General features: G+C 34.8%; 23 protein-coding genes and 1 other annotated feature. Of the genes, 15 read left to right on the top strand and 8 right to left on the bottom strand.

Features of this window, described 5'->3' with window-relative positions:
- Positions 1-425: 425 nt before the first annotated feature.
- The 12 genes from F8154_RS07805 (at position 426) to lpdA (ending at position 15,985) form a co-directional block, all read left to right on the top strand.
- On the top strand, positions 426-1,115 hold the full coding sequence (locus tag F8154_RS07805) for a TVP38/TMEM64 family protein (RefSeq protein WP_151861057.1): 690 nt from the start codon (positions 426-428) through the stop codon (positions 1,113-1,115).
- A gap of 90 nt (positions 1,116-1,205) precedes the next feature.
- Positions 1,206-2,579, top strand: a complete 1,374-nt coding sequence (locus F8154_RS07800; protein ID WP_151861056.1) for a L,D-transpeptidase family protein — start codon at positions 1,206-1,208, stop codon at positions 2,577-2,579.
- A 150-nt stretch (positions 2,580-2,729) separates the two neighbouring features.
- Positions 2,730-5,393 (top strand): sigma 54-interacting transcriptional regulator, encoded by a 2,664-nt coding sequence (locus tag F8154_RS07795; protein ID WP_151861055.1) that lies wholly within the window; start codon positions 2,730-2,732, stop codon positions 5,391-5,393.
- A 214-nt stretch (positions 5,394-5,607) separates the two neighbouring features.
- Positions 5,608-5,964 carry a (2Fe-2S) ferredoxin domain-containing protein gene (locus F8154_RS07790; protein ID WP_151861054.1) on the top strand — a complete coding sequence of 119 codons (357 nt, stop codon included), beginning with the start codon at positions 5,608-5,610 and terminating at the stop codon, positions 5,962-5,964.
- 17 nt (positions 5,965-5,981) lie between these two features.
- Entirely contained in the window at positions 5,982-6,455 is a 474-nt protein-coding gene (locus tag F8154_RS07785) for an NADH-quinone oxidoreductase subunit NuoE family protein (protein ID WP_151861053.1), read from the top strand.
- Positions 6,456-7,751, top strand: coding sequence for an NADH-quinone oxidoreductase subunit NuoF (gene nuoF, locus F8154_RS07780; RefSeq protein ID WP_151861052.1), 1,296 nt, complete (start codon positions 6,456-6,458; stop codon positions 7,749-7,751).
- Positions 7,744-9,486 carry an NADH-dependent [FeFe] hydrogenase, group A6 gene (locus F8154_RS07775; protein ID WP_151861051.1) on the top strand — a complete coding sequence of 581 codons (1,743 nt, stop codon included), beginning with the start codon at positions 7,744-7,746 and terminating at the stop codon, positions 9,484-9,486. The genes nuoF and F8154_RS07775 overlap by 8 nt, the downstream gene beginning before the upstream one ends.
- Before the next feature lie 145 nt (positions 9,487-9,631).
- A complete protein-coding gene (locus tag F8154_RS07770) occupies positions 9,632-11,119 on the top strand; it encodes a phytoene desaturase family protein (protein ID WP_151861050.1) in 1,488 nt (495 codons plus the stop codon).
- Between the two features lie 146 nt (positions 11,120-11,265).
- Complete coding sequence (gene pdhA, locus F8154_RS07765) at positions 11,266-12,351, top strand: pyruvate dehydrogenase (acetyl-transferring) E1 component subunit alpha (RefSeq protein WP_151861049.1); 1,086 nt, start codon at positions 11,266-11,268, stop codon at positions 12,349-12,351.
- Entirely contained in the window at positions 12,351-13,328 is a 978-nt protein-coding gene (locus F8154_RS07760; RefSeq protein ID WP_151861048.1) for an alpha-ketoacid dehydrogenase subunit beta, read from the top strand. Before pdhA ends, F8154_RS07760 begins: the two co-directional genes overlap by 1 nt.
- Positions 13,329-13,342: 14 nt before the next feature.
- Positions 13,343-14,590 carry a dihydrolipoamide acetyltransferase family protein gene (locus F8154_RS07755; RefSeq protein ID WP_151861047.1) on the top strand — a complete coding sequence of 416 codons (1,248 nt, stop codon included), beginning with the start codon at positions 13,343-13,345 and terminating at the stop codon, positions 14,588-14,590.
- A gap of 12 nt (positions 14,591-14,602) precedes the next feature.
- Positions 14,603-15,985: a dihydrolipoyl dehydrogenase gene (gene lpdA / locus F8154_RS07750; RefSeq protein WP_151861046.1), complete on the top strand. Its 1,383-nt coding sequence runs from the start codon at positions 14,603-14,605 to the stop codon at positions 15,983-15,985.
- Between the two features lie 91 nt (positions 15,986-16,076).
- Here lpdA and F8154_RS07745 read toward each other — a convergent pair whose 3' ends face one another.
- Positions 16,077-17,069, bottom strand: coding sequence for a lipoate--protein ligase (locus F8154_RS07745; RefSeq protein WP_151861045.1), 993 nt, complete (start codon positions 17,067-17,069; stop codon positions 16,077-16,079).
- A 192-nt stretch (positions 17,070-17,261) separates the two neighbouring features.
- Positions 17,262-17,511, top strand: a binding site (T-box leader).
- Between the two features lie 104 nt (positions 17,512-17,615).
- Here F8154_RS07745 and asnA point away from each other — a divergent pair.
- Complete coding sequence (asnA, locus tag F8154_RS07740; protein WP_151861044.1) at positions 17,616-18,638, top strand: aspartate--ammonia ligase; 1,023 nt, start codon at positions 17,616-17,618, stop codon at positions 18,636-18,638.
- A gap of 64 nt (positions 18,639-18,702) precedes the next feature.
- Here the strand turns inward: asnA and F8154_RS07735 are convergent, their stop codons facing one another.
- From F8154_RS07735 to F8154_RS07705, 7 genes are all read right to left on the bottom strand, one after another.
- Entirely contained in the window at positions 18,703-19,212 is a 510-nt protein-coding gene (locus F8154_RS07735) for a flavin reductase (RefSeq protein ID WP_151861043.1), read from the bottom strand.
- Positions 19,213-19,292: 80 nt separating this feature from the next.
- Positions 19,293-19,691, bottom strand: a complete 399-nt coding sequence (locus tag F8154_RS07730) for a hypothetical protein (protein ID WP_151861042.1) — start codon at positions 19,689-19,691, stop codon at positions 19,293-19,295.
- Positions 19,684-20,895 (bottom strand): N-acetylmuramoyl-L-alanine amidase, encoded by a 1,212-nt coding sequence (locus F8154_RS07725; protein ID WP_151861041.1) that lies wholly within the window; start codon positions 20,893-20,895, stop codon positions 19,684-19,686. The genes F8154_RS07730 and F8154_RS07725 overlap by 8 nt, the downstream gene beginning before the upstream one ends.
- Positions 20,892-21,341 carry a hypothetical protein gene (locus tag F8154_RS07720; protein WP_151861040.1) on the bottom strand — a complete coding sequence of 150 codons (450 nt, stop codon included), beginning with the start codon at positions 21,339-21,341 and terminating at the stop codon, positions 20,892-20,894. The genes F8154_RS07725 and F8154_RS07720 overlap by 4 nt, the downstream gene beginning before the upstream one ends.
- A 109-nt stretch (positions 21,342-21,450) precedes the next feature.
- Positions 21,451-21,633 carry a hypothetical protein gene (locus F8154_RS07715; RefSeq protein WP_151861039.1) on the bottom strand — a complete coding sequence of 61 codons (183 nt, stop codon included), beginning with the start codon at positions 21,631-21,633 and terminating at the stop codon, positions 21,451-21,453.
- Positions 21,634-21,639: 6 nt separating this feature from the next.
- Positions 21,640-22,791 (bottom strand): Ger(x)C family spore germination protein, encoded by a 1,152-nt coding sequence (locus F8154_RS07710; protein WP_151861038.1) that lies wholly within the window; start codon positions 22,789-22,791, stop codon positions 21,640-21,642.
- Positions 22,788-24,428: a spore germination protein gene (locus tag F8154_RS07705; protein ID WP_151861037.1), complete on the bottom strand. Its 1,641-nt coding sequence runs from the start codon at positions 24,426-24,428 to the stop codon at positions 22,788-22,790. The genes F8154_RS07710 and F8154_RS07705 overlap by 4 nt, the downstream gene beginning before the upstream one ends.
- A gap of 78 nt (positions 24,429-24,506) precedes the next feature.
- Here F8154_RS07705 and F8154_RS07700 point away from each other — a divergent pair, with 78 nt between their 5' ends.
- Positions 24,507-25,607 (top strand): GerAB/ArcD/ProY family transporter, encoded by a 1,101-nt coding sequence (locus F8154_RS07700; RefSeq protein ID WP_151861036.1) that lies wholly within the window; start codon positions 24,507-24,509, stop codon positions 25,605-25,607.
- Positions 25,608-25,661: 54 nt separating this feature from the next.
- The gene (locus F8154_RS07695; RefSeq protein ID WP_151861035.1) at positions 25,662-26,072 is read left to right on the top strand and encodes an ArsR/SmtB family transcription factor; all 411 of its coding nucleotides are present in this window, start codon (positions 25,662-25,664) and stop codon (positions 26,070-26,072) included.
- Positions 26,073-26,090: the final 18 nt, after the last annotated feature.

Raw genomic sequence — 26,090 nt, 5'->3', positions numbered from 1 at the left:
GTTATATTTCAACAAAATGTGGGGGTATACCCTAGAAATGTACCTAGAGAAAATAACAGCCAAAAGCAAAGCGAAATTAGAAAGACAAATTAAGAAATTAAAAGAAAAAGGCCAAGAGTATTATACTCCTGACCGAGTTTCCAAGATTAATGCTGTGAAAAGCTATGCTTGATACATTTTAAACACGTTGGTAAGCCGTATGCCTTAGTAGGGCACGTGCGGTTTGATAAGGGGGTAGCTATGAAAATAGTTACCCTACTTTATTTTATTTACATAACAATCTTATTTAACTCCTTGCCAATCGGTTAATACACAATCTTAGTTTAATATTAAGAAGCTATGTAAAATATATTCTTTATGCAATAATAAAAAACTAATAATATGATTAAACTACGGGTGTATAAAAACAATATAGGAGCATTAAAGTGAAAAAAGCAGGGATGAGTAGGTTTATTAAAATAGCATTAGTCTTAATTATAGCTCTATTGCTCATTTTTTTAATAATCAAATACAAATTGTGGCATTTAGTTGAAATTCAATATTTAAGAAAATTCTCTAATGATATAAAAAGCTTAGGTATTATTGGGGTTTTAGCTTACATTTTGATTTTTTCTATAGCTACGTTATTTTTTATGCCTAGCCTTCCCTTTATATTGTTTGGAGGAATTACCTATGGAAATGTTAAAGGGACAATTTATTCTTCTATAGCAGACCTGTTAAGTGCTTCATTAGCTTTTTTTATTGCTAGATACCTAATGAGAAATACAATTGAAAAGGCATTAAAGAGGAAAATGAACTATTATGAAATAATTAATGGAGTTAAAAAAGAGGGGTGGAGGATTTTGGTTGTTACACGAATGGTTCCAATAATTCCCCGCTGGCTTCAAAACTACGCCTATGGTTTAACAACAATTTCATTTAAGATATATGCCTTGGTGTCATTTATATGTATTGTACCAGTAACAGCAATATGGATAATTACTGTAAATACAGTTGGTAAAGTTCAACATGATACTAGAAAGCTGTTGATATATCTAGGAATTGCTTCAATAGTTTTTGTTACTATATCATATATACCGAAGCTTTTATATAAAAAGAAGCTACTAAAGAAGTAAATCTAGCAAACAACTATATAGCCTGTACATACATAATAGTAGCTTAATTGGAGCAGTATAAATATAGAATAATTTTAGGAAGGGATGCATATGACAAAAAAAGTAGTTTTATTGTTAACTGTTTTTCTAATTATTATACTGCCAAGCTGTGGGTACAGAAGAGAGGCTCCAGAGGATAGGTTAAATCAAATGCAGGAGGAGAAACTCAATAAAAAGGATAAGTTGGCAAAGTCAAATGAAGAAGCAGTAGAAGAGAACATTAATGGCTTTGATATTGAAGATGACTTAAGTATAACAGAATCAAATGGTAATGGAAATAATACTTCTTGCTTAGATCAAAATGAAAAAAATCAGTTATCGAAAAGCATAGAACCTAAAAAAATCAATACAATACTCCATGAGTATAATACCAAATTACCAAATACAATAATAGATTCTAGACAATACACACAATATAACATATCCTATGATTATTTTTTGATAACAGCTGAGGAGGGGGCGGATGTTCTTGAAAATCCAACACCAGATGGAAATATAGTAGCAAATGTTGAAAATCTTCAAAAAGTATCACTACTACAGAGGGTTGAAGGTAAAGAGGAGGAAGCTTCAAACATTTGGTATAGAGTAGGCTTTGCAAATGGTAGTCAAGTAAATGAAGGATATGTACATTCTACAGAGGGAGTGCCTAGAAGCTTTCGATTTAATAGGATGGAGGAGGCAGTAAATCAACTTAAGCAACAGGTTGCTGAAGGAGAGCTACATTATATAAGCAACTATAAAAATGAAAATGGGGCACCGCCACAAAAGGGAGAAGAGGCAATAGATCAGTATGGATATAGAGTTTACCATAGCGCTCCAGCCTATGATAGGGCAGATACAAATAGTGATTATAGATATATACCAGATGGAATGCTCATAAGATTATTAGGGGAAGATGGAGACTTTTATCATATAGGGGTTCCCACCTTCGGAGGAGAGTATTATGTACCAAAGCAATATATTGATACTGAAAAGTCCTTCAATCAGCTTAAGCATGTGGTTGTAATAGACAGAGATCAGCAAAACCAAGCGGCCTTTGAAGTGAAGGACAATGGACTTAACCTAATATCCTATACATTATCTACTACTGGTTTACCAGGAGAATTTTCCTTTGAAACCACGCTTGGTAGCTACAAAGCAATTGTTAAAAGAGAGAGATTTGAATATTTAAAGAATGGAACACAGGAGATTGCTGGATACGCCCCCTTTGCCATAAGGTTTACAGGAGGAGCATATATTCATGGGGTTCCAGTTAAATATGAAGAAGAAAATGGAGAGAAGGTTGATCCAGGAATTATTGAATATCTTCATACAATTGGTACCTTTCCACGGTCTAATATGTGTGTTAGAAATTACTCAAGTCATGCGGAGTTTCTTTATAATTGGATGGATATAGAACATGGTGCTGTTATTGTTATAGAATAGTATTAGAGGGTTAATGTTAAACATTAGCCCTCTTTTATTATAAAAATTTATAAAAAAAAAGGAAAAGGAAATTAATTGTAGAAAAATTTAACAAAGAAATATAACTGAAGCTAAATATACATATAAAACAATAAGGGGGTGAAACTTATTATGCAGGATATAATAAATGTTAAAAAGAATCAGTGTAAGCAGTGCTATTCTTGTGTAAGGAACTGTCCTGTCGATGCAGTCCAGATTAATCAAGGACAGGCCAGTATTATACACTCAAGGTGTATTAGCTGTGGAAAATGTGTAAGGAGCTGTCCACAAAACGCAAAAATAGTTTTAGACAATAAATTACAAACCCTAGAGCTGTTAAGGAATAGCTCAAAGGTTATTGCCTGTTTAGCTCCCTCCTTTATTGTAAGCTTTTTTCCCCATTCCTATGGGAGGGTAATAGGTGCATTGAAAAAAATTTGCTTCCATCAAGTTTGGGAGGTAGCAGTAGGGGCAGAGGTATTGAGTAAACAATTAGAAAAACTAATTGAAAAGAATAAAGATAATATATATTTAAGCACAACCTGCCCAGCATTTGTTTCTTTAATTGAAAAGCATTACCCAGAGCTAATACAATACCTGACAGCACTTGCATCACCTATGATTGCTACAGGAAGAATAATAAGAGATAAATTTAAAGATGAAGATGTAAAGCTAGTATTTATAGGGCCTTGTATTGCTAAAAAAGCAGAAGCCCTTGATCCTCAATTCAATAATATTATTAATATTGCTTTAACCTTTGAAGAAATTAAGGAGATATTTAACTCCCATAACATAAAGCTGGAAAACATTGAGGAGGAGGAATTTGACAGTCCACCATCCCATACAGGAAGGCTCTTTCCATTATCCATAGGGTTTGAAAAGAATCTTGATTTAGGTAGTCAGTTCAGATATAACCAATTAGAAACCATATACAATGAAAGAGATTGCTTTCAAATGATAGATGTTCTATCTAAAAATCAGATTGATGTTAGCTTGATAGACGTATTAATGTGTAAGGGTTGTATAGAGGGACCTAAAATAGACAGCGACTTAAACTACTATAAAAAAGTAAATTTAATAAATAATTACTATGAAGAAAAGAAGCAAACAGCTGAGTTATCAAAAAAGGTAGATATAAGTAGTGAAATAGATCTAAATAGGAGCTTTAGAAATAGAAGAAGTATAGTTTCCTTGCCCTCCAACGAAGAAATTAAAAAAATATTAGAATTTACCTTTAAATATACTGAGGAGGATGAGCTAAACTGTGGTGCGTGTGGGTATAGCACCTGTAAAAATAAGGCTATAGCAGTCTTTCAGGGAATAGCTGAGGCCGATATGTGTCTACCATACCTATTGGTAAAAAAGGATAGGTTAAATAAAGAAATTAGTGAAAGGTTAAAGGAAACATCTTTATTGAAGGATGAGCTAGAAACAATTATAGAATCTTCATACGATGGAATAGTTGTAACTGATGCCTGTGGAAGAATACTGAAAAGCAATAAAGCATGGCAACGAATGATAGGGTGTGAAAAGGATTGCCATCAAAAAGATTTACGGGATATGGAAATGAGTGAAATAATTTTTCCATCTGCTACACTCTTAACCTTAAAGGAAAAAAGAAGAATATCCTTTATTCAAGATATTATTAATAATAAAAAAGGCCTTGCTACTGGTACACCAATATTTGATGAGGAGGGTAGCATAGAAAGGGTTATTACTAATGTGAGGGATATTGATGAATTGAACAAGTTAAAAAAACAAATAGAAGAAACTATGAGATTAGAAAAATATCGGGAAAAGGGTACTATTAAAGCTGAGAAATATAAATATCAAAGTGAAAACATAGTGGCAAATAGCTTGGCAATGGGAAAGATACTTCAAACAGCCAGTAATGTTGCACCCGTCGATTCAACGGTTCTTATTTTAGGGGAATCTGGAGTTGGAAAAGAAGTACTGGCAAAATTTATTCATAAGCTTAGTAAAAGAAATAATAAACCATTAATAAGCATTAACTGTGGTGCAATTCCAGAGAACCTAATAGAATCTGAGCTATTTGGATATGAGACAGGAGCATTTACAGGTGCACAAAAAAGTGGAAAGCCAGGTTTAATAGAGCTTACCCATAAAGGTACACTTTTTCTTGACGAGGTTGGAGAAATACCACTAAACATACAAGTAAAGCTGTTAAGGGTAATACAAGAGAGAAGGCTTATAAGATTAGGTGGGGTAACAGAGACAAATGTAGATGTTAGGATAATTGCTGCAACTAACAGAGATTTATTTAAGATGGTTCAAGAGGGGAATTTTAGATCAGACCTATATTACCGACTAAATGTAATACCAATAGAAATTCCACCACTAAGGAAGAGAAAAGCCGATATAATTCCCCTTTGCTATCATTTTATTAATAAGTATAATCAAAAGTATGGCTGCAACAAAGGCATTACAATAGGAGTAGAGGAGATACTAAAGAAATATAGGTGGATAGGAAATGTTAGAGAGCTGGAAAACGTAATTGAAAGGCTTGTAGTTACAACAAAGAATGATATAATTGATGAAAAGAATTTACCCCTGTACCTTATTGAAGATAAATATGATATTAAGGATAAGATAACAGTCGATGGTATAGTACCAATAAAGGAAGCTTTAGAAACAATTGAAAGAAGGCTATTAGAAAGGGCCTATGAAAAATATAATAATACCTATGAAATGGCCAAAGCTTTAGGAGTAAACCAATCAACTGTTGTAAGGAAGCTACAAAAATATATAAAGAATAATGCACTTAAGCATGATTAAATGCAAAAGAGCATTAAAGGAGGAAGCTATAATACTAGGCTTCCTCTTTTGTTTTTAATTTTAATTATTGAAGGAATTTAAGAGGTGTTAGAAACCAGTAATACAGCAATTATTGAAAAATAATGAATTTTCTAAATAAAATACTAATTTTAATGATTATTGGCATGTAATATGCAATTTATATTAGCAACAAATATTAAAGGAGGTTCTTTATATGAGTTATATAGATTTTTATAATTCCTTAAGAAATTCCAGTGAGGAGGCCCTACGAAAAAAGCATAAAGGGAAGTTTAGAGCGGTATTGGGCTATGGTAAATGTAGTGTTGTAGTAGGGGCAAATGAAGTTTTAAAAGCATTACAAGAAGCTATTGCATCTGGCAGGCTTGACAACGTTATCATTGAGACAACAGGCTGTATAGGACTATGCTCTAAGGAGCCTTTACTAGATATATATACACCTGAGGGGGAAAGGTTCACATATGAGTTTGTTACAGCCCATAAGGCAAAGCAAATTATAGTTTCCCATGCTGTACTGAATGAAGAGATGACTGAATGGATTATTAAAATTTAAAAAGGGAGAGGGTTAGTATGGATTTAGAAAACAACACAATGGAGGCAATTGAAAAAATCGGTAATACACCTGATAAGTTAATTGAGGTTTTAATACAATGCCAGTCACTAAATCAACAGAACTATATTACAGAGGAGCAGCTAAACCTAATATCAAAAGGATTAAATATTCCATTGAGTAAAGCATATGGTGTAGCTTCCTTTTACTCAATGCTATCAACAAGCAAGAAGGGGAAATATGTTATTCAGGTTTGTAACAGTGGTCCTTGCTATGTTAACAATTCAAAAACTATTGCTAAAGCCTTTCAAGATGCCCTAGGCATTTCCTTAGGAGAAGTAACAGCAGACGGACTATTTTCTTTAGAGTATACCAGTTGCTTTGGAGGATGCCAAATTGCCCCTGCTGTAAAAATAAATGATATGGTTTATGGAAACCTAACGGAAGAAAAGGTATGGCAGCTTGTAGATAGCTTAAGAAAGGAGGCTGTATAGATGAAAAGCTTCGTATCAAAACTATGCGGCAAAATAATGCCCCTATCCTTAAAGGAGTATAGAGAGCATGGTGGTTTTTTAGGTTTAGAAAAGGCATTATTTTATATGTCTCCTCAAGAGGTTATTGATGAAATAAAAGAATCGAGGCTAAGGGGAAGAGGAGGAGCCTCCTTCCCAACTGGAGTTAAATGGCAGCTTGTTGCGGCAGAGGGGGATGAAGAAAAATATGTAGTATGTAATGCTGATGAAGGAGAGCCTGGCACCTTTAAGGATAAGGCTTTATTAGAAGGATGCCCATTTCAGGTGATAGAGGGTCTGATGATTTCAGCATATGCTGTTGGTGCATACAAAGGGTATATTTATATTAGAGGGGAGTATCCAAATTCAATAGATTTATTTAAAAAAGCTATAAATATTTTAAAGAAGGAAGGCTATCTAGGAGAAAACATCTTAGGCCAAAACTTTAGTTTTGACATTGAGGTGAGGTCAGGAGCAGGTGCATATGTATGTGGTGAGGAAACAGCTTTAATTGAGTCAATTGAAGGTAACAGTGGAAGCTCAAGATTTAAGCCGCCATATCCTCCTAATTGTGGATTGTGGGGAAAACCTACCCTAGTAAATAATGTAGAAACCCTAGCAAATATACCTTTAATAATATCTCAGGGTGCCGAGGAGTTTTTGAAACTAGGAACAAAGGGTAGTAAAGGTACAAAGCTGATATCAGTAAGTGGAAATGTTGTTAATAAAGGGGTTTTTGAAGTTGAATTTGGCATCAGCTTAAGGGAGATAATTTATGACATATGTGGTGGATTAGAGGGTAATAAAAAGCTAAAGTTTATACAGGTGGGGGGATCTTCTGGTGCCTGCTTGCCAGAATTACTATTGGATTTAGAGCTGGATTTTGATGAGTTTAAAAAACACAATATTGGAATAGGCTCAGGTGCAATACTAGTGGTTGATGATTCCTGCTGTATATTAGACTTTATGAGGGTTACTACTGAATTTTTTAAACACGAATCATGTGGTAAATGTACCACCTGTAGAGAAGGCAATAGACATATTATTAAAGCTATTGACAGAATGATATATGGATCTGGGACAGAAAGAGATATGCAAATTATAAAGGATATTGCCACTATAATGAGAGATTCCTCCCTTTGCGGATTAGGGCAAGCTGCGCCGATACCTGTCCTTAGCCTACTAAAGCACTTTAAGGATGAGTTTCAAGAGCATATCAACGGGTATTGCTCAACAGGAGTATGTAATTTTAAGGGGGAGGGTAAAAGCCATGGATAAAATATCAATAATTATAGATGGAAAAAAAGTTAGTGTACCACCTGACACCACTATACTTGAAGCGGCAAGAAAAACACAAATAAATATTCCTACCCTGTGCTATCACCCAGATCAAAATGTTAAAGGCAACTGTAGAGTATGTATTGTTGAAATAGCTGGAGCAAATGGATTTGCTGCTGCCTGTTGCACTACAGTTAAAGAGGGTATGGAGATTAAAACAAATACAATAAGGATTAGAGAAGCTAGACAAATGGTTTTAAACCTAATTCTTGCTAATCACAACAGCCAGTGTCTTAGCTGTAAACGAAATGGTAATTGTGAGCTGCAAACCTTAAGTCAAGAATTAAACATTGAAGAAGAGTTTTTGGATAAGGTTGTTGATTTGTTACCAATAGACCAATCAAACTTCTCGATAGTTAGAGATCAGACCAAATGTATAAAGTGTGGTAGATGTATAGAGGTCTGTAATGATGTTCAAGGGGTGGGAGCTATATATAATGTAAATAGAAGCTGTGACATGAAAATCGCCCCTGCCTATGAAAAAGGTCTTTCAGAAGTACCGTGTGTTTACTGTGGACAGTGCATTAATGTTTGTCCTGTAGGCGCAATTTATGAGAAGGAGGATACAAAGGAGGTTTGGAGGGCATTAGAGGATCCCAATAAGCATGTAGTAGTTCAAATTGCACCTGCTGTAAGGGTAGTACTAGGTGAAGAATTTGGTATGGAGACCGGTAGTATAGTAACAGGAAAAATAGTTAGCTTTTTAAAAAGAATTGGATTTGATAAGGTGTTCGACACCAACTTTACAGCAGACTTAACGATAATAGAAGAGGGCAATGAGCTACTCCATAGGATAAAGAGTGGTGGTAAGCTTCCTATGCTAACCTCCTGTAGTCCAGGTTGGATTAGATATATAGAGTTCTTTTATCCAGAGCTACTACAGCATTTATCAACTTGTAAATCACCACAGCAAATGTTTGGTGCTTTAGTAAAATCATATTATGCAGAGAAGATGGGTTTAAAGCCTGAAGATATAGTTGTGGTTTCAATTATGCCCTGTACAGCAAAAAAGACTGAAGCCAAAAGGGAAGAAATGCATTTAAATGATTATTACGATGTTGATATAGTTATAACAACTAGAGAATTAGCTAAAATGGTAAGGGAATCGAGAATACAACTACGGGAATTAGAGGAAGAGGATTTTGATGTACCTCTAGGATTATCAACAGGTGCAGCTGCTGTGTTTGGAGCAACAGGTGGTGTTATGGAGGCTGCCCTACGAACAGTTTATGAGGTTGTTACAGGTGATGAGTTAGATAAAATAGACTTTAAGAATTTAAGGGGCATTGCGGGATTTAAAGAGGCAACTATTCCTGTAGGTGATTTAGATGTTAATGTTGCAGTTGCCAATGGTCTTAAAAATGCTAAAATACTATTGGACTTAATTAAAGAAGGTAAGGCAAATTATCATTTTATAGAGATAATGTGTTGTCCTGGTGGCTGTATAGGTGGGGGCGGTCAGCCTATACCAGCAACAAACAGTATTAAGGAAAAGAGAATTGAAGCAATTTATCAAGTGGATTTACAATCAGAGCTTAGAAAATCACATCAAAACCCTGCAATAAAAGAATTATATGAGGAGTTTTTAATAGAGCCATTAGGAGAGAAATCCCATAAACTTCTCCACACCCACTATATTGATAGAAGCAAAAATAATAAAGATAAAAGAGACTAGGTGAATTCCTAGTTTTTTTTTTATTATTTTACTTGACATAGAAGCCCCAGTAAATTAATATATAACTAATGATATATAACAATAGATACATATAATATTTGATATTACAGACTAAAACTAAAAAGCAATGATAGGGAGTGGAAAAATGAAGATGATTGTTATTATTGGTGGTGGAGTTGCTGGCTTAAGTGCTGGTATTTTTGCTCAAAAGAATGGATTTGAAAGTATTATTTTAGAAAAGCACCATACACCTGGTGGAGAATGTACAGGCTGGAACAGAGAAGGGTATCACATTGATGGGTGTATCCACTGGCTTGTTGGAACAAAAGAGGGAACCTCATTACATAAGCTTTGGACTACAGTTGGTGCTTTAGAGGATGTAGATATTTATCATCCAGATACCTTTATGTCTTGTGAACATGGGGATTTTACTGTTAACCTATACAGAGATATTGATAAATTGAGAAGTAGCTGGATTTCAATTTCACCGGAGGATAAAGCCGAAATAGAAATTTTGTGTGAAGATGTTTCAAGGCTTAATTCATTTGAGATACCTACAGATAAGCCTATGGATTTAATGAATGTATTTGAGAAAATCAAGCTGTTTGCATCTATGAAGGAGGCAGGTACTATAATTAAAAAATACAGTAAAATTGCCTTAAAGGAATATGCCAGTAGATTCAAACATCCAGCCATTAGAAATACTTTAGCTAACTTTCTACCAGAAGGCTATAGTGCTTCTACATTGTTTTTTGCATTGGCGTCCTTTGCCAATGGAAATGCATCTATACCATATGGTGGATCAAAAGAGATGGCAATGAGAATGGCTAAAAAATATACTGCTTTAGGGGGAAAAATTGTAGCTTCCTGTGAAGCCCTTAAACTCATAATAAATGAAAAAAAAGTTAGTAGGGTTATTTGTAAAGATGGTGAAACCTTTGAAGCAGATTATTTTATTGCCGCCTGTGATGCCCATGTGCTATATGAGGGACTATTAGAGGGAAAATATAATGATAAAGCCTTTCAAATGAGATATAATAACCCGAAGGATTATCCATTGGCATCAAATATATATGTTGCTTTAGGTTATGAGGGGCTAGTGGGGGATATACCCCGAACCTTGCGATTTCCAATTAATAGCTTTAAGATTAATGGGTCTAACATAGAACATTTAACCTTAGCACATTATAGCTATGAACCATCCTTTGCACCAGAGGGTCACACTGTACTTACCTGTGCAATTAACCAATTTCAGCAGGATTATGATGAATGGAGTAGGCTGACTAAAAACAAGGAGGCCTATAAACAGGAAAAGCTAAGAATAGGAAATGAAGTTGTAGAAGCAATTATAAAAAGATTTCCAGAAATGGAGGGTAAAATAAAAGTATTGGATGTAGTAACTCCTATTACCTATGAAAGATATTGTAACGCCTATAGGGGCTCCTTCATGGCATTTTTACCAACAATTGAGGGGAAAAGCCTTGACCATTCAGGTAAGATTAAAGGTATAAATAATATATTTTTAAGCGGACAATGGCTACAGCCTCCTGGGGGTCTACCAGTGGCAGTGGTTACAGGAAAAGACACAATAATGCGTATTTGCAAGAAAGAAAAACAAAGCTTTATTTCATAAAAAAATTGAGGGTTTGTCTATATTATAACAGGTAGTTAAAAACTATCTGTTTTTTTATTTAATATAACAAAACAAAAATTATTAATAATTGAGAATTAGGGTAAATAAAAAATAGAAATTATAGATGTATAAGAGGAGGAAGGAAGATGCTAATAGAAAAATATTCACCATTAGAGGGTAAGATGCTTTCTATTATGGATATTGAAGGAAACATAGTAAAAAAGGATTTGATGCCACAAATAAAGGATGAAAAAATACTAGAATTATATAAGATGATGTTGCTTACAAAAATAGCCGACACCAAAGCTTTACAATATCAAAGACAAGGGCGAATGCTAACCTATGCTCCAAATCGTGGTCAGGAGGCAGCCCAATTAGGGGCTATAGCTGCAACTGAAGAAAGAGATTGGCTGGTGCCAGCCTTTAGAGAGCTGGGGGCATGGTTCTATAAAGGAGTACCTTTAGAGCAAGTTTACCTTTACTGGTATGGTAGCGAAATGGGGAGTAAATTCCCGGAAAATGTTAAAATGCTACCTGTATCGGTGCCAATTTCTTCACAAATTAATCATGGGGCAGGACTTGCAATGGCAAGTAAATATAAGGGAGAGGATCATGTCACAATGGCATTTGTTGGAGATGGAGGCACATCCCATGGAGAGTTCCACGAAGGAATGAACTTTGCAGCGGTTTTCGATGCCCCCCTTATAGTAATTATACAAAACAACCAGTATGCTATATCTGTACCAAGACATGTACAAACCAAAACCAAAACACTGGCAGAAAAGGCTGTAGCATATGGAATACCAGGAATACAGGTTGATGGTAATGACATATTTGCAATGTATTTAGCTGCTAAAGATGCGGTAGAAAGAGCAAGAAAAGGAGAAGGACCAACCCTTATAGAAGCTGTCACCTATCGCTTAGGACCCCATACAACCTCTGATGATCCATCCATCTATAGGGAAGACAGTGAGGTGGAGGAATGGTCCAAGAAGGATCCTGTAGAACGCCTGAAAAAATACTTGATAAACAATGAACTGTGGAGTGAAGAAAGGGATCAAAAGCAAATTGAAGAGTATGAGGAGCTTGTTAATGCTACCTTTAAAAGGGTTGAAAATTCAGGAGAAACCCCTTTAGAGGATATATTTAAATATCACTATGAAACTATGACTCCGATTTTAGAGGAGCAGCTTAAAGAATATAAAAGCAACCTTGAAGGGAGTGAAAAATAATGGCATTAATGAATATATTAAATACAGTAAACCATACATTAGATCATGAAATGGAGAGAGATAATACCCTTGTTGTATATGGTGAGGATGTTGGTTATGAGGGGGGAGTATTTCGTGCAACAGTTGGACTACAGAAAAAATATGGTAAGGATAGATGCTTTGATTCACCCCTTGCTGAGGCAGGTATAGTGGGAAGTGCTATAGGAATGGCAATTAACGGACTAAAGCCTGTTGTAGAAATACAGTTTTCAGGATTTATTCTACCTGCAATGAATCAAATTATTGCCCATGCAGCAAGAATGAGGAATCGTTCGAGAGGTAGGTTTAGCTTACCTATGGTAATAAGAGCCCCATATGGAGGCGGAATTAGGGCTTTAGAGCATCACTCAGAAAGCCTAGAGGCAATATTTGCCCATATACCTGGGTTAAAGGTAGTTATTCCCTCAACCCCCTACGACACTAAGGGCTTACTTTTAGCTGCAATTAGAGACCCAGACCCAGTAATCTTCTTGGAGCCTAAGCGTATATATAGGGCATTTAAGCAGGAGGTACCAGAAGAGGATTATATTATTCCTATAGGCAAAGCCAAGGTAATAAAGGAGGGAAGGGATATAACAGTTGTTACTTATGGTGCTATGGTTCCACAGGTGCAGGAGGCAGTTAAACAGCTGGAGAAGGAAGGGATTTCAGTGGAGCTAATAGATTTAAGAACTATATCCCCACTTGACAAGGAGACGATAATAAAATCAGTTCAGAAAACAGGGAGATTTGCAGCTGTTCATGAGGCTGTAAAATCCTTTAGTGTTGCAGCAGAGCTTATATCAACAGTTAATGAAGGAGCCTTTTTATATTTAGAGGCACCTCCCACTAGAATAACAGGCTTTGATATAACTATACCACTACCTAGGGGAGAGCATCATTTTTTAATTAGTCCAGAGAAAATTATCAAGAAAATAAAAGAGGTAGTTGAATTTTAGAGGAGGTGAAGAGTTTGTTTGAGTTTAAATTCGCAGATATAGGTGAAGGAATACATGAGGGTAAAATCTTAAAATGGATGGTTAAAGTAGGAGACAAGGTAAAGGATGGAGATTCTTTATTTTTAGTAGAAACTGATAAGGTTAATGCAGAAATACCATCACCTACAAAGGGAGAAATAGTTGAGCTAATAGGTGAAGAGGGAGATACCATACATGTAGGTGATGTTGTTGTTAAAATAGATGATGGAAGTGAAGGTGCTAATACTGAAAAGGAAGCTGTTGGTGAAGGTGAAGAGAAAAGTGCAGGAGTTGTGGGAGAACTGTCGGTTTCTTCACAAATAATAGAAGCCAGCAACGAAAACCATACAGAAGAAGTTATGGAGCAAACCACTAAGGTATTGGCAACACCTGTTGCAAGAAAGCTGGCAAAGGATTTAAATATAGACATAAGCATTGTAAAGGGAACGGGTCCAGCTGGAAGAGTATTGAAGGAAGATATTTATCGAAGGAAGGAAGAATTAAATAAAAAAGGAAAAGGCTTTAAGGAAGCCCCAGCAAACCCTTCTATAGAGGAAAGAGTACCATTATCAATGCTGCGTAAGACCATTGCTAAGAATATGGTGCTTTCAAAGTCTGTAATACCCCATGCTGCCGCCATGGATGAAATAGATGTAACGGACTTAGTGGCCTTTAGGGAGGAGTCTAAAGAAACTGCATTAAATGAAGGCATTAAGCTAACCTATATGCCATTTATTATGAAGGCCTTAACCTTAACCCTTAAAGAGTACCCATTTTTCAATGGTAGCTATGATGATGAAAAGCAGGAGATGATATTAAAGAAATACTATAATATTGGAATTGCTACTGATACTTCTGATGGCTTGATTGTACCTATAGTTAAGGATGTAGATAAAAAGGGAATATTTCAAATTGCTAAGGAAGTAGTAAAGTTGTCTGATGCAGCTAGGAATAAAGCTTTAAATATAGAAGAACTTCAAAATGGAACTATTACCATTACTAATTATGGTGCTGTTGGGGCAGCCTCGGGAATTCCAGTAATAAAGCATCCTGAAGTAGCCATACTAGGTATTGGCAAAATCACAAAAAAACCAGTAGTATTAAATGGTGAAATCATAATAAGAGATATTATGGCAATAACCCTATGTATTGATCATCGTGTTATAGACGGCGGAGATGCAGGAAGATTCTTAAGTAAATTTAAAGAATATCTCAGTAATCCTATGCTGCTGATTTTAAGTTAGGAGGCTAACACTATGAAGGATTATGATATTGTAGTACTAGGAGGAGGCCCAGGGGGTTATGTGGCTGCCATAAAGGCTGCCCAAATGGGTGCAAAAACAGCCTTAGTTGAAAAGGGAGAGATTGGTGGAGTATGCCTTAATTGGGGCTGTATCCCCACCAAAACCCTTTTAAAAAGTGGGAAGATGTATGAGGATATATTGAATTCTAAGGAGTTTGGTATTGATATAGAGGATATAAGTAGGGTTACTATTAATTGGACTAAAATGCTTCAGCGTAAGGATAAAGTCGTTAAACAGCTCACAGGTGGAGTAAAGGCTCTTTTAAAGGGAAATGGTGTAGATGTGTACTCAGGTCTTGGTGAGGTGCTAGATAGCCACACCATAAAGGTAAAGGATACTACACTAAGGACAAAAAATTTAATAATTGCAACTGGAGCTTCCCCCTTTATACCAGATATTAAGGGTATAAAGGAGTCTATTGAGTCAGGTATTGTCATAACCAGCAAGGAGCTTTTGGAGCAAAAGGAGCTTCCCAAAAAGCTAGTCATACTAGGGGGTGGTGTAATTAGTACTGAATTTGCTATTTTGTTTAACACACTAGGGGTTGAAGTCAGTATTATTCAAAGATCCCATAGAATTTTAGGTAGCCTAGATAAGGATATAAGAGAAGGTATGGCAAAGCTAATGATGAAGAAGGGAATTAACATACTTTTTAATTCTAATGTACTGGCGGTAAATGGAAATACTGTAACTATTGAGAATAATGGTATAGAGAAGACTCTTGAGGGTGATAAAATACTAATTAGTGTAGGAAGCACTCCTAATGTTAATGGGCTTCAACATATTGGTCTTAAAATTGATAAAAATGGAATTGTCACCAATGAAAAGATGGAAACAAACATAAAGGGGATATATGCAATTGGAGATGTGAATGGAAAATACAACCTTGCCCACGTAGCATCAGCCGAAGGTATAGTAGCAGTAGAAAACATAATGGGTAAGGAATCCAGTATAAACTATAAAAAAGTACCCTCCTGTATATATGGATTCCCAGAGGTGGGAACTGCTGGACTAACAGAAGAGGAAGCAAGGGAGCAAGGATATGATGTTATTACCAGTAGCTTTCCAGTGGCGGCAAATGGAAAGGCATTAGCAGAAGGAGAAAGTGAGGGTTTTATAAAAATAGTAGCAGATAAGCAATATGGTGAGGTGCTGGGGGTACACATTTTGGCGGCCCATGCAACCGACATGATTGCAGAAGCTGTAACAACTATGGAGCTTGAGGGGACTGTCCACGAGCTTGCAAAGGCAATTCACCCTCACCCAACTCTATCAGAAATAGTAATGGAGGCTGCCCACGGGGCAATTGATAAGCCAATTCATATTTTTAAATAAATGATGGATGGTCAAATGACCATCCATCATTTATACTTTAAAAAGCCCTTTTCAGTCTAAAATTTTCAGAAAAAGTATTTAAAATCAACAATCAGTTGAATAAGCAGTCTAAAAATTCATCCCTATTAATATGAGTAAAATACTGAGAAAATTCAACCTTATCCAACAGTGTTGCTATAGCAGCCTCATTAAATTTAAGATTAAGCATTTGATTAGTTAAATCATTAGTATCTAGCTCACCAAAATAGTCACCAAAAATTTTACAATCCTTTATAATACCATCCTTTACGTTTAAACGTATATCTATACTACCACCTGAGAAACGACGCTTTTTTTGAATAGTAAAGGCGGGGGATTCTCCAAAGTTCCACTCCCACTTTTTGTATCTTTCATCCATTAAAGCTTGTATAGCTTCTATATCCTTATCAGTTAGAGTATACTCCTTAGGCTGTTGATTATAATGGGTAAACATATTGTTAGCTAATATTTCAACAAATTCCTTTAAAGCTAAGGGTTTATTTAAGTAGGGTAAAATGTTTATAACACGACTCTTTACAGACTTAATACCCTTAGACTCTATTTTATCAGCCTGTACATTCAAGGCCTCTTGAACAACTGTTAAATCAGAGTTAAATAAAATTGTTCCATGATGTAGTAGCTTATTTTTATAGGTATATTGGGCATTTCCTGAAAATTTCTTCCCATCAATGGTTATATCATTTCTACCAGAGAACTCAGCAGGAGCTCCTAATTGCTTTAGTGTTTCAATTACAGGTCGGGTAAAGCTTTCAAAGTTTTTTGTGCTTTCTCTGCCTCTATTAGTTATAAATGTAAAGTTTAAATTACCTAAATCGTGATAGACAGCACCACCACCAGATAAACGACGAACAACATTTATGTTATTATCCTTTATAAACCTGTTATTAATCTCTTCAATGGTATTTTGATTTCTACCAACAATTACAGAGGGTTCATTTTGCCATAAAATAATAATTGAATCATCTATATTCATGTTTTTTAGAGCATATTCCTCCAATGCAAGATTAAAATGTGGATCAGTTGATTTGTTTTGAATTCGTATCATAGCTTAACCTCCTAAAATTTTGTCTTATGATTTATACCCTACATACAATAGAATATATCAATTATTTAAAATATTCTATAATTATTTGTTAAAATCAATAGCTTATCTATAACAATCCATATTAATTAATAAATATGCAATTTATTGTTGACAACTGATTTTTAGTATTATATAATTTAGATTAATAAAATATCAAAGACGAAGAAGAGAAGAGTAGACTTAGGAGATAGTTTAAGCGAGCTGGTGATAGTGGAAGACCAGTACGAGGCCTATTTTGAAGAACATCTCGGAGTTGCTAACCGAAATCCATATTGGAAAGTAGGCTTAGTCGGAGCCTAACCGTTATAAACAGGTAAGTATCGAAGAAGCTCTTCTGTACTGATTAAGTGAGTATTGTACTAATTTGGGTGGTACCGCGGAAGTTAAACCTTTCGTCCCTTACTATAGGGATGAAGGGTTTTTTTATATTTAAAAACCTAAGATGAATAACCATGGCCATGGAAAAAGCTATTAGGTTTCCTAACAAAAAGAAGGAGGAATAATTATATGACAAAGCTAAATAATTCATTAAAAGTACCAAAGGGTTATAAATCACCTCTTGGAATAAAAGAAACAGAAATTGCAATAAAGCAAATAAAGGATTTTTTTGAATCAGCCTTAGCCTATGAGCTTAACTTAACAAGAGTATCTGCACCTTTGTTTGTAGAGCCAGAAACAGGTACAAATGACAATCTTAATGGAATTGAAAGGCCTGTATCCTTTGATGTGAAAGGAGTTGGCGGAAAGCAGGTTGAAATAGTACATTCCTTAGCTAAATGGAAACGTATGGCCCTCCATAGATATGGCTTTAACAGGGGAGAAGGTATTTATACCGATATGAATGCAATACGAAGAGATGAGGATCTTGATAACATACACTCTATTTATGTAGATCAGTGGGACTGGGAGCTAGTGATTTCAAAGGAAGAAAGAAAATCCAGTGCTTTAAAGGAAATTGTTGAAAAGATATATAGAGTATTCAAGAGAACAGAGGATGAGGTATGTAAATTGTATCCTAGCTTCAAAAAATCCTTACCAGATAATATTTTCTTTATAACAACTCAAGAGCTGGAGGATAGATTTCCATCCTTTTCACCAAAGGAGAGGGAGGATGCAATTGCAAAGGAAAAGGGAGCAGTATTTATAATGGAAATAGGAGATAAATTACTATCGGGTACTAAGCATGATGGTAGAGCACCGGATTACGACGATTGGATCTTAAATGGAGATATAATATTTTGGTATCCTGTTTTAGAAATGGCATTAGAATTATCATCAATGGGCATAAGGGTAGATGAAGCTGCCTTAGTAAAGCAATTGAAAATAGCAAAGGCAGAGGATAAAAAAGAGCTTACCTTCCATAGAATGCTACTAAATAAAGAGCTGCCCTATACCGTAGGTGGCGGAATAGGTCAGTCAAGAATCTGCATGTTTTTCCTTGAAAAAGCCCATATAGGAGAGGTTCAAGCATCTATATGGCCACAGGACATGATTAAAAAATGTGAAGAAGCAGATATATTACTTTTATAAAGAAAGGCCCCTATATTATCTAGTTATATAATAATATAGGGGCACCTTTACTTCAATACTCTCCCTAGTCCCTTACAAGAACCTTAGTTATTTCTCCTATGTATAGGGTATGATAATCCTTCTCTGGATAAGCCTTTGAAGCAACTGCATCATCAATAAAGCAATCCTCTTGAAAATCCTGTGCATAAAGCTTGTTGCATATAACCACAAGATTTGCATTGGTAAAATAGGGTGTTTTTTCAGAATATTCAACAGTCATATTTAGCTTTGAAATTTTATCCTCATCTCTACCGGATACTCTGCCTAAATAAGTTAGCTCATCTTCAAAGCCCTTATCAAAAAAGGTCAAAGAGAATGTATTAGAGGCATCTACAAACTCCTTTGTATAACGCTGTGGACGAATAACGATATATGCTACATTTTTATTCCACATAACCCCTAATCCACCCCATGCTGCCGTCATGGTGTTTACTTTCCCATCCTTTTCAGCAGTAATAAGCATCCAATCCTTTCCAATAGCATGAAATGGATTTTTTTCAATTTCCTCTGGTTTTATTTCTCTAAAGCTAGCCATTAATAATCCTCCTCAAAAGTTTAATTACTTAAATTATAATATAAACATAAAATATATCAAATATTTACAGAAATTAATTATTAAACATAATTACTTGTTTTTAATGTCCTAACGTAGTATTCAATTCTATTATCAATCCACTCATCTATATTATCTATATAGGCACCTATGTGTTGGGTATCTTGAGTATTTATAATATTAGCAATACGATTTTTCGCTTCTTCAAAAGCCTCCTCCTTTTCTTTTTGAAAAAATGCTTTTTCATTCTTCAGTCTGTTGACCATAGTATTACTAACTGTAATAACACTTACCAAAATAATACTATCTATACGATTAAATAACTCATCGGTGTATTCAATATTACCTATAAGCTTACTCTCCCTATTTAGACTTCTAATTAGTTTAAGACCAAAGGCTATTAATATTACCGTCGATACAATAATTATTAGATTTGAGATAATATATAGAAGGCTACTCATTCTTAGCTACCTCCCTTCTTAGACGATTAATCAAGCAAAATACAACTCCTTTACTGGCAGCTTCATCTAAGGAATCGGAATGATTATTATATAGTAAGCCTGCCTCCCTTAATTCATCGTGACATTTTTGAGCCCAATGGTCTTGTTGTTGAGGTGGTTGTGGCTTCTCTAATATTCTTTGCTGCAGGGCTACAATCCTTTCGCCATAATCCTTACCCGGCACTGCCCATTTTCCGTTAAGATCCTGCCAATTGGGGGCACTACCCCTTGTCACTAGATGAAACCTAGAGTCATAAAGCTTTCGATTACTTGGAAGAGGAAGCTTTGAAGCATAAGCAAATAAGTGCTGTAAATGTGCCTCAACCCCTATTTCCATTGTAGGAAAGGATAGACCAGGATTATCGGGACCAGTAGCTCCAAGACCACAAAAATTATTTTGACGGGGTTTCACTACACCAGTAAATCTAAGCCAGTTTGCTTCAAAAATAGATTGAATAAAGGCTAAATCTGCCTTAATACCATATATTTTAGATAGCTGGTAGTATATATCCACAATTTCTGTATCAACATTTTTATTAACAGCCCTTAAGGCCCTTTTTAACTGGAGGGCAGATAATATAGATTCACCTATAATACTTGTTTTACTGTTTAAAGCTATATACCTACTTATACCCTTTGCAACTCCGCTAGTGAGCATCCTTTGCCATTCAGGATTATTAAGGGCTTGAAAGTCTTCATAATTATCCATAAATCCGAACTCAACTATTATAGTTTCCACCATAGGATATGTTAGTCTAATTATATAATAGTAGTTTTCTCCAGCATTGGAAGGAACAGTACTTTTTCTACTAAATGCCCGTCTTACCTTAAAATTGGTTTTTTTAACCTCATCTAAAACAAGCTTTGCCAGCTGACCATTAGAATGAATACTATGGATTACCTCAAAGCCTCTAACACTACCATTAAATGCATTGTTATGACAGGAAACACATATTGAAGCACCAGAGCCATTTATATAATCAGCTAACTCATTGGGGGAATAATATTTATCATTAATCAAGGATCTATCGACAGAATGCTTTAGTCCCTCAAGCTCATCAGCCAATAGGCTAGCAAAAATAATATTCAAGTCCTTTTCCTTTGTATTAAATGCTATGGCACCAGATTCTTTTCCTCCGTGGCCAGAATCTATTATTATTTTCATGCAAATACCTCCCCATTACAGCCATCACTGGATTGCAAAGAAGATATTTCAATGGATAGGTAGTAATAGATTTTATTCTCCAGCCATTTATCAAGATTATTATATTTATCTGCCAGCTCTACTGCAGCTGCTTCACTTATGATTTTAATAGACTTTTCTTTAATCATATTGTAGGCTATTAATTCTTCTTCTTCGGTTATTTTACTATTTTGTCTATAAATATCATCTAAATAAGTTTGACAAACGGAATTAACAACAGTTTGAATAATCATTTCCAGCATTTTTTCCTGCTTTGTATAGCGATAATTCTCTATTTCTCTATTTATTTCTTTAACATATTTATTTAGTAGTGAAATAAAGTAGAGTAAAAAAATAGGTATTATAATTATTATAAGCATACGTATTATAGAAGAAATCAAGCTAGCCTCAGAGGTAAATACACCCATAAAATCACTCCATTCCTTTTATACTATATTTATCTATATGTATTAAAGGGAGTGGTTGTGTATCCTATTTCATTATTATATATAGTTTTTTAACTCCAGAAAAATATAACTATTCAATTAGATTTTCAAATAGCATTTCTCGAACAAAGTCTTGTCTTTCTGCAAAAGCAATAACACCAGCAGCTAACACGATGATAATATAAATATATTTTACTTCCTTCTTTTTATTTTCTATCCTATTGTAATCTATTAACAAAGCTACAACAGTAACTACAAAGATTACGGCATCCACTATGTTTTATATCCTCCCTCTGTTTTTATTAAGGGCTGTATGCTCTATTTTACTATTTATTTCTATATTGATTTTTGCATTTGAGAATACATTATTCCAATTATCCATCATATCCTTAAACTCCTTTGGATATTCTCTGTAGAAGTACTTATAAAAATTGAAATAATCAATTTTATAGTGCTGCTGTGCTATAAAAAAAGCCCTTTTAAGCTTATCCTTTAAAACTATATCAAACTGCTCCTGTATTTCATTAAAATCTATTTGATAGTATTTCAGATGTAAAGGCATACGTTCAGCAATACTACCTTCAACCTCTAGCTTAACATCAAAATGAACCTGATTATTAATGAACTTAGGGGTAATTTTAGCCTCTGAATTTAAAACCTCTATTACGATTTTATCGGAGCCATCTTTAGTCTCAAACACAATCAAACCAATTTGAAAGTTATTTGTTATTAAGTTATAGGCTTGTCCATCCTCATGGTCTAAATACCCTGCCAGTTTATCGTTTTTAAATACAGCTATTTTGCTTAAAATTAATTGAGGGAATTCATTTTTAGTTGGTGGTGATAGCTTTTCCACAAGGGCAGTAACATAATTCATAGATGGATTACTGGCTGCATCTACTGCCTTCAGCAAATCAGAAACATATATTTTTGAATTGGCTCCATAATTATCGGCTATTATTTCTAGGGCAACTGCAGGAGTTGCAGCGATTCTATTGGGTGTATCGAATATTTCCTCAGGGGGAACTCTGCTAATGAGAATATTTGATGCCAGCCTAAGCTCCATATCCTGTACAAATAGACTCATTATTTTACGAAGACCCTCCTTTGCAACATCCTCATGTATTACAATTGTTGAAAGATGGGCAATATATAATCTTCTCTTACCTATCTTTGATAAGTTTCTAAGGGCATCAAAAACAGTAAGGCCTTCAGCCTTCATAATAGTATATATAGAGGTTGGCTCTGGGCTTTCAGCTACTATATAGTTAGGATTTGCCAGCTGTGCCACAACTCTATAAAAGCCATCCTCGGTTTTTGATACTCCTAAGCCCATTACAAAGCCTAAATCCTCAATTTCTCTTCTGCTCCAGCATGAGGTGGTAAAGACAACGATAAATAGCATTGTTAATAGTATAAGCTTTTTTTTCATTTTTTCATCCCTTCGTCACTTGGTGTTGGCTTTAGGTTGTCTGCTTTTTTTTGAGGGTTTATAGAAAAATATGATGATCTCTTTGTAATTGCCCATTGAGGAAACCTTAATACCCAGTCCTTTAAATCCTGTAGGTTTAAGGGACTAAAGGGCAGCATAAAGGGGGTACCAAAGGCTCTTAAGGATAATAGAGTTAATAAAATAATGAGAGCACCTGTCATAATACCGTAAATACCAAGAATGGCTGCTAAGGTCATATTTAAAAACCTAGTTAATCTTAAAGCCATTGAAAAATTATTAAAGGGCATAGCAAGAGAAAAGATTGCAGTAAAGGCAACTACAATTATTACTGTTGGTGAAACTAGACCAGCTTCAACAGCAGATTGACCAATTATTAGGGCACCAACAATGCTAACTGCCTGTCCTGCGTGGATAGGTAACCGAGTTCCTGCTTCTCTAAGGGCTTCAAAGGATATCTCCATAAGTAGAGCCTCAAGAAAAGCAGGGTAAGGTACACCTAGTCTTGTACCTGAGATAGTAAGGGCTAAGCTGGTGGGAAGCAATTCTTGATGATAGGTGGTAAAGGCTATGTATATTGATGGGGCAAACATTACAAAAATTGCCCCTATATAACCTAGTAATCTGTTGAAGGAGGTAAAATAAAAATTTAAATAATAATCCTCTGGAGTAGAAAAAAAATCTCCTGCAACACAAGGCACCACTAAAGCTATAGGAGATCCATCACTTATTATAGCAACCCTACCCTCTAAAAGCATAGCTTGTATTCTATCGGGCCTTTCAGTACTAAAAATTGTTGGGAAAAGGCTTGCTGGTGAATCGGAAATATACTCTGATACAGAAGATGACCCCATAATTCCATCTACATCAATCTTTTCTAATCTGAAAAAAACCTCATCAACAATGGAGGATTTAACTAAATTATCTAAATAAGCTATTCTAACCTTTGTTTTAGAATGTCTTCCAATAATAATCTCCTTAACTATGAAATGGGGTGAATTTATTTTCTTTCTCAGCATAAATGTGTTTTCGTTTATATCCTCAACAAAGGCCTCTATATCCTCAACAAAGGCCTCCTGAGGCCCCATTATTACCCTCTCTGTTTTTGCATCAGCATATTTTTTTTCGCTTTCCTTAACTATGCCTATTTTAAATGCAATAGGATTATCATCTATAAACAAAATACCATTACCCTTCAAAAGGGCGTCAATAGAGGTATTAACATCAAATATGCCTTCAACTTCACTATTAGTAACTAAGTCCTTAACAGCATCGGCTGTTTTAGAATAGTCATCATAGCTGTCTTTTTTTAAGCTTTGAAGGATATTGTGGGCAAGAGGCTCTATTACTGTAGCTTCAAGCTTCTGGGTATCGGCAATACTCCTAATGAAAATTATAGCAGCCCTAGTTATTGGTATGGTGTTTATATCTATATATCTACATGCTAAGTCCACATTTTCTCCTAAGTACTCATTAATAATATTAATATTTGCCTGAAGCTGGTGGGTAAACTGAGTCATATTATCATCAAAAATTCTTACTTCTTCTTTTCTGTCCTCTATATTAGAAAGCTTCTGTGGCTTCTTTAGCTTATTACGATTTTTCTTAATAATAATCACTTCCTTCCTACTTAAGAATAATTTGCTCTAGCTTGGTAAAAATATTACATAATTTATATTTATGAAAGAAGTGAAATAATGTCTATTAGTGAAAATAGTTCAGTTAAAATATCTCTATATCAGTTTTTGCTGATAATCTTAGCACAATTAGGTGGTGCAATTATTATTTATTTACCTGGTGTAAACGAAGCAGGTCATGATGTGTGGATTTCTAATATATTTGCATCTATTGTTGCTTATATAGTAGTTTTAAGTCATTACCTGCCACAAAGCCAATACCAAGACCACTCAATGACTAAAATAATAAAAAACAACTGGGGAGTGTTTTTAGGAGCCATAGTAAATATCTATTATTTTTTATTTTTTTATTTCCTAGCCACCTTAATAATATCTGATGTTTATTACTTTGGAGAAATAACCATGCCAGAGACTCCTGGCTCCATTTTTATAATATTTTTTATTGTACCTGCAATTTATGCAGTAAAGCTAGGGCTAGAGACTATTGCAAGATTAATAGAGCTACTTATACCTGCAACCGTAATTGTGTTTTGTGGCTTATTTATATTGCTTATTCCTAAGCTGGATTTTTTAAATATTACGCCAATAATGGCTGAAGGATTTAGACCAGTATTTCTAGGAGCAATTCCTAATATGAATTTTCCATATGCTCAAATATTGCCTATAGTATTTTTATATAAAAATATTTCATTAAAAAATAGTAGTAAAAGTAAGCTACTTAAGTACATGTGTTTTTCGATTCTTACTGCCACCATTTTGCTTACCCTCAGATCTATTGCATCTATAGCTGCCTTCGATGAGGCTACTTTAATAACACGCACCTTTCCTCCTTTTTCGGCTATTCGATTGATTGAACTGGGAGATGTTATTGAAAGACTTGATGCCCTGTTTCTTGCTATATTCTATTGCGTGACCTTTATGAAATTTATATTAACCTATTATGCAATGTGCGAAATTACAAGTGAATTTTTTGACATAAAGGATGTTAAAACATTTGCCCTGCCAATTGGTTTGCTTTGTGGTGTTTCTATGCCATTATTTGTTCCTAGATTCGATTTCATACTTACATCCACTGTTCCTTATTTTTTACTATCAATACCCCTATTTGCACCAATACCCATATTGCTTTATCTGACTATTAGAGTAAGGTCACAAATATAGCCATAGATATTTATTGACATAAATATGAAAAAGCTATAAAATATATATGAACACATGAACAATAATTCATATAATAAAAAGAGGGTGATTAATATTAAGAAGAAGGAGCTAGATACCTGTAGCTGTAATATTATACATAAGGAAATAGTACACAAGGTAAGTGAGAATATGCCACAGGAGGAAAAATTGTATGACCTTGCAGAACTGTTTAAGGTTTTTGGTGATACAACAAGAATAAGAATTCTATACGCCCTTTTCGCATCTGAAATGTGTGTTTGTGATATTGCAGCCCTACTAAACATGACACAGTCGGCAATATCCCACCAGTTAAGGGTATTAAAGCAAGCAAGACTTGTTAAGTATAGAAAAGAAGGGAAGGTCGTATATTACTCATTAGACGATGATCATGTGAAAAACATATTTGATGAGGGCTTTGAGCATATACAACACACAAATCCAAAATAGCAATTTTGACAGAAGTAA

The sequence above is a fragment of the Alkaliphilus pronyensis genome, from assembly GCF_009017275.1.
GTDB lineage: Bacteria > Bacillota > Clostridia > Peptostreptococcales > Natronincolaceae > Alkaliphilus_C > Alkaliphilus_C pronyensis.
The sequence above is the reverse complement of the archived record's forward strand: the minus strand, read 5'-3'. Positions and strand labels throughout refer to the sequence as shown.

Bases quoted from the DNA above. Each gene is read 5' to 3' on its own strand.
- asnA (WP_151861044.1), top strand. From the start codon at position 17,616: ATGACAAAGCTAAATAATTCATTAAAAGTACCAAAGGGTTATAAATCA.
- F8154_RS07795 (WP_151861055.1), top strand. From the start codon at position 2,730: ATGCAGGATATAATAAATGTTAAAAAGAATCAGTGTAAGCAGTGCTAT.
- F8154_RS07760 (WP_151861048.1), top strand. From the start codon at position 12,351: ATGGCATTAATGAATATATTAAATACAGTAAACCATACATTAGATCAT.
- F8154_RS07775 (WP_151861051.1), top strand. From the start codon at position 7,744: ATGGATAAAATATCAATAATTATAGATGGAAAAAAAGTTAGTGTACCA.
- F8154_RS07730 (WP_151861042.1), bottom strand. From the start codon at position 19,691: ATGAGTAGCCTTCTATATATTATCTCAAATCTAATAATTATTGTATCG.
- F8154_RS07695 (WP_151861035.1), top strand. From the start codon at position 25,662: ATGAACAATAATTCATATAATAAAAAGAGGGTGATTAATATTAAGAAG.
- F8154_RS07745 (WP_151861045.1), bottom strand. From the start codon at position 17,069: ATGATACGAATTCAAAACAAATCAACTGATCCACATTTTAATCTTGCA.
- F8154_RS07710 (WP_151861038.1), bottom strand. From the start codon at position 22,791: ATGAAAAAAAAGCTTATACTATTAACAATGCTATTTATCGTTGTCTTT.
- F8154_RS07720 (WP_151861040.1), bottom strand. From the start codon at position 21,341: ATGGGTGTATTTACCTCTGAGGCTAGCTTGATTTCTTCTATAATACGT.
- nuoF (WP_151861052.1), top strand. From the start codon at position 6,456: ATGAAAAGCTTCGTATCAAAACTATGCGGCAAAATAATGCCCCTATCC.
- lpdA (WP_151861046.1), top strand. From the start codon at position 14,603: ATGAAGGATTATGATATTGTAGTACTAGGAGGAGGCCCAGGGGGTTAT.
- F8154_RS07785 (WP_151861053.1), top strand. From the start codon at position 5,982: ATGGATTTAGAAAACAACACAATGGAGGCAATTGAAAAAATCGGTAAT.
- pdhA (WP_151861049.1), top strand. From the start codon at position 11,266: ATGCTAATAGAAAAATATTCACCATTAGAGGGTAAGATGCTTTCTATT.
- F8154_RS07735 (WP_151861043.1), bottom strand. From the start codon at position 19,212: ATGGCTAGCTTTAGAGAAATAAAACCAGAGGAAATTGAAAAAAATCCA.
- F8154_RS07800 (WP_151861056.1), top strand. From the start codon at position 1,206: ATGACAAAAAAAGTAGTTTTATTGTTAACTGTTTTTCTAATTATTATA.
- F8154_RS07700 (WP_151861036.1), top strand. From the start codon at position 24,507: ATGTCTATTAGTGAAAATAGTTCAGTTAAAATATCTCTATATCAGTTT.
- F8154_RS07725 (WP_151861041.1), bottom strand. From the start codon at position 20,895: ATGAAAATAATAATAGATTCTGGCCACGGAGGAAAAGAATCTGGTGCC.
- F8154_RS07770 (WP_151861050.1), top strand. From the start codon at position 9,632: ATGAAGATGATTGTTATTATTGGTGGTGGAGTTGCTGGCTTAAGTGCT.
- F8154_RS07790 (WP_151861054.1), top strand. From the start codon at position 5,608: ATGAGTTATATAGATTTTTATAATTCCTTAAGAAATTCCAGTGAGGAG.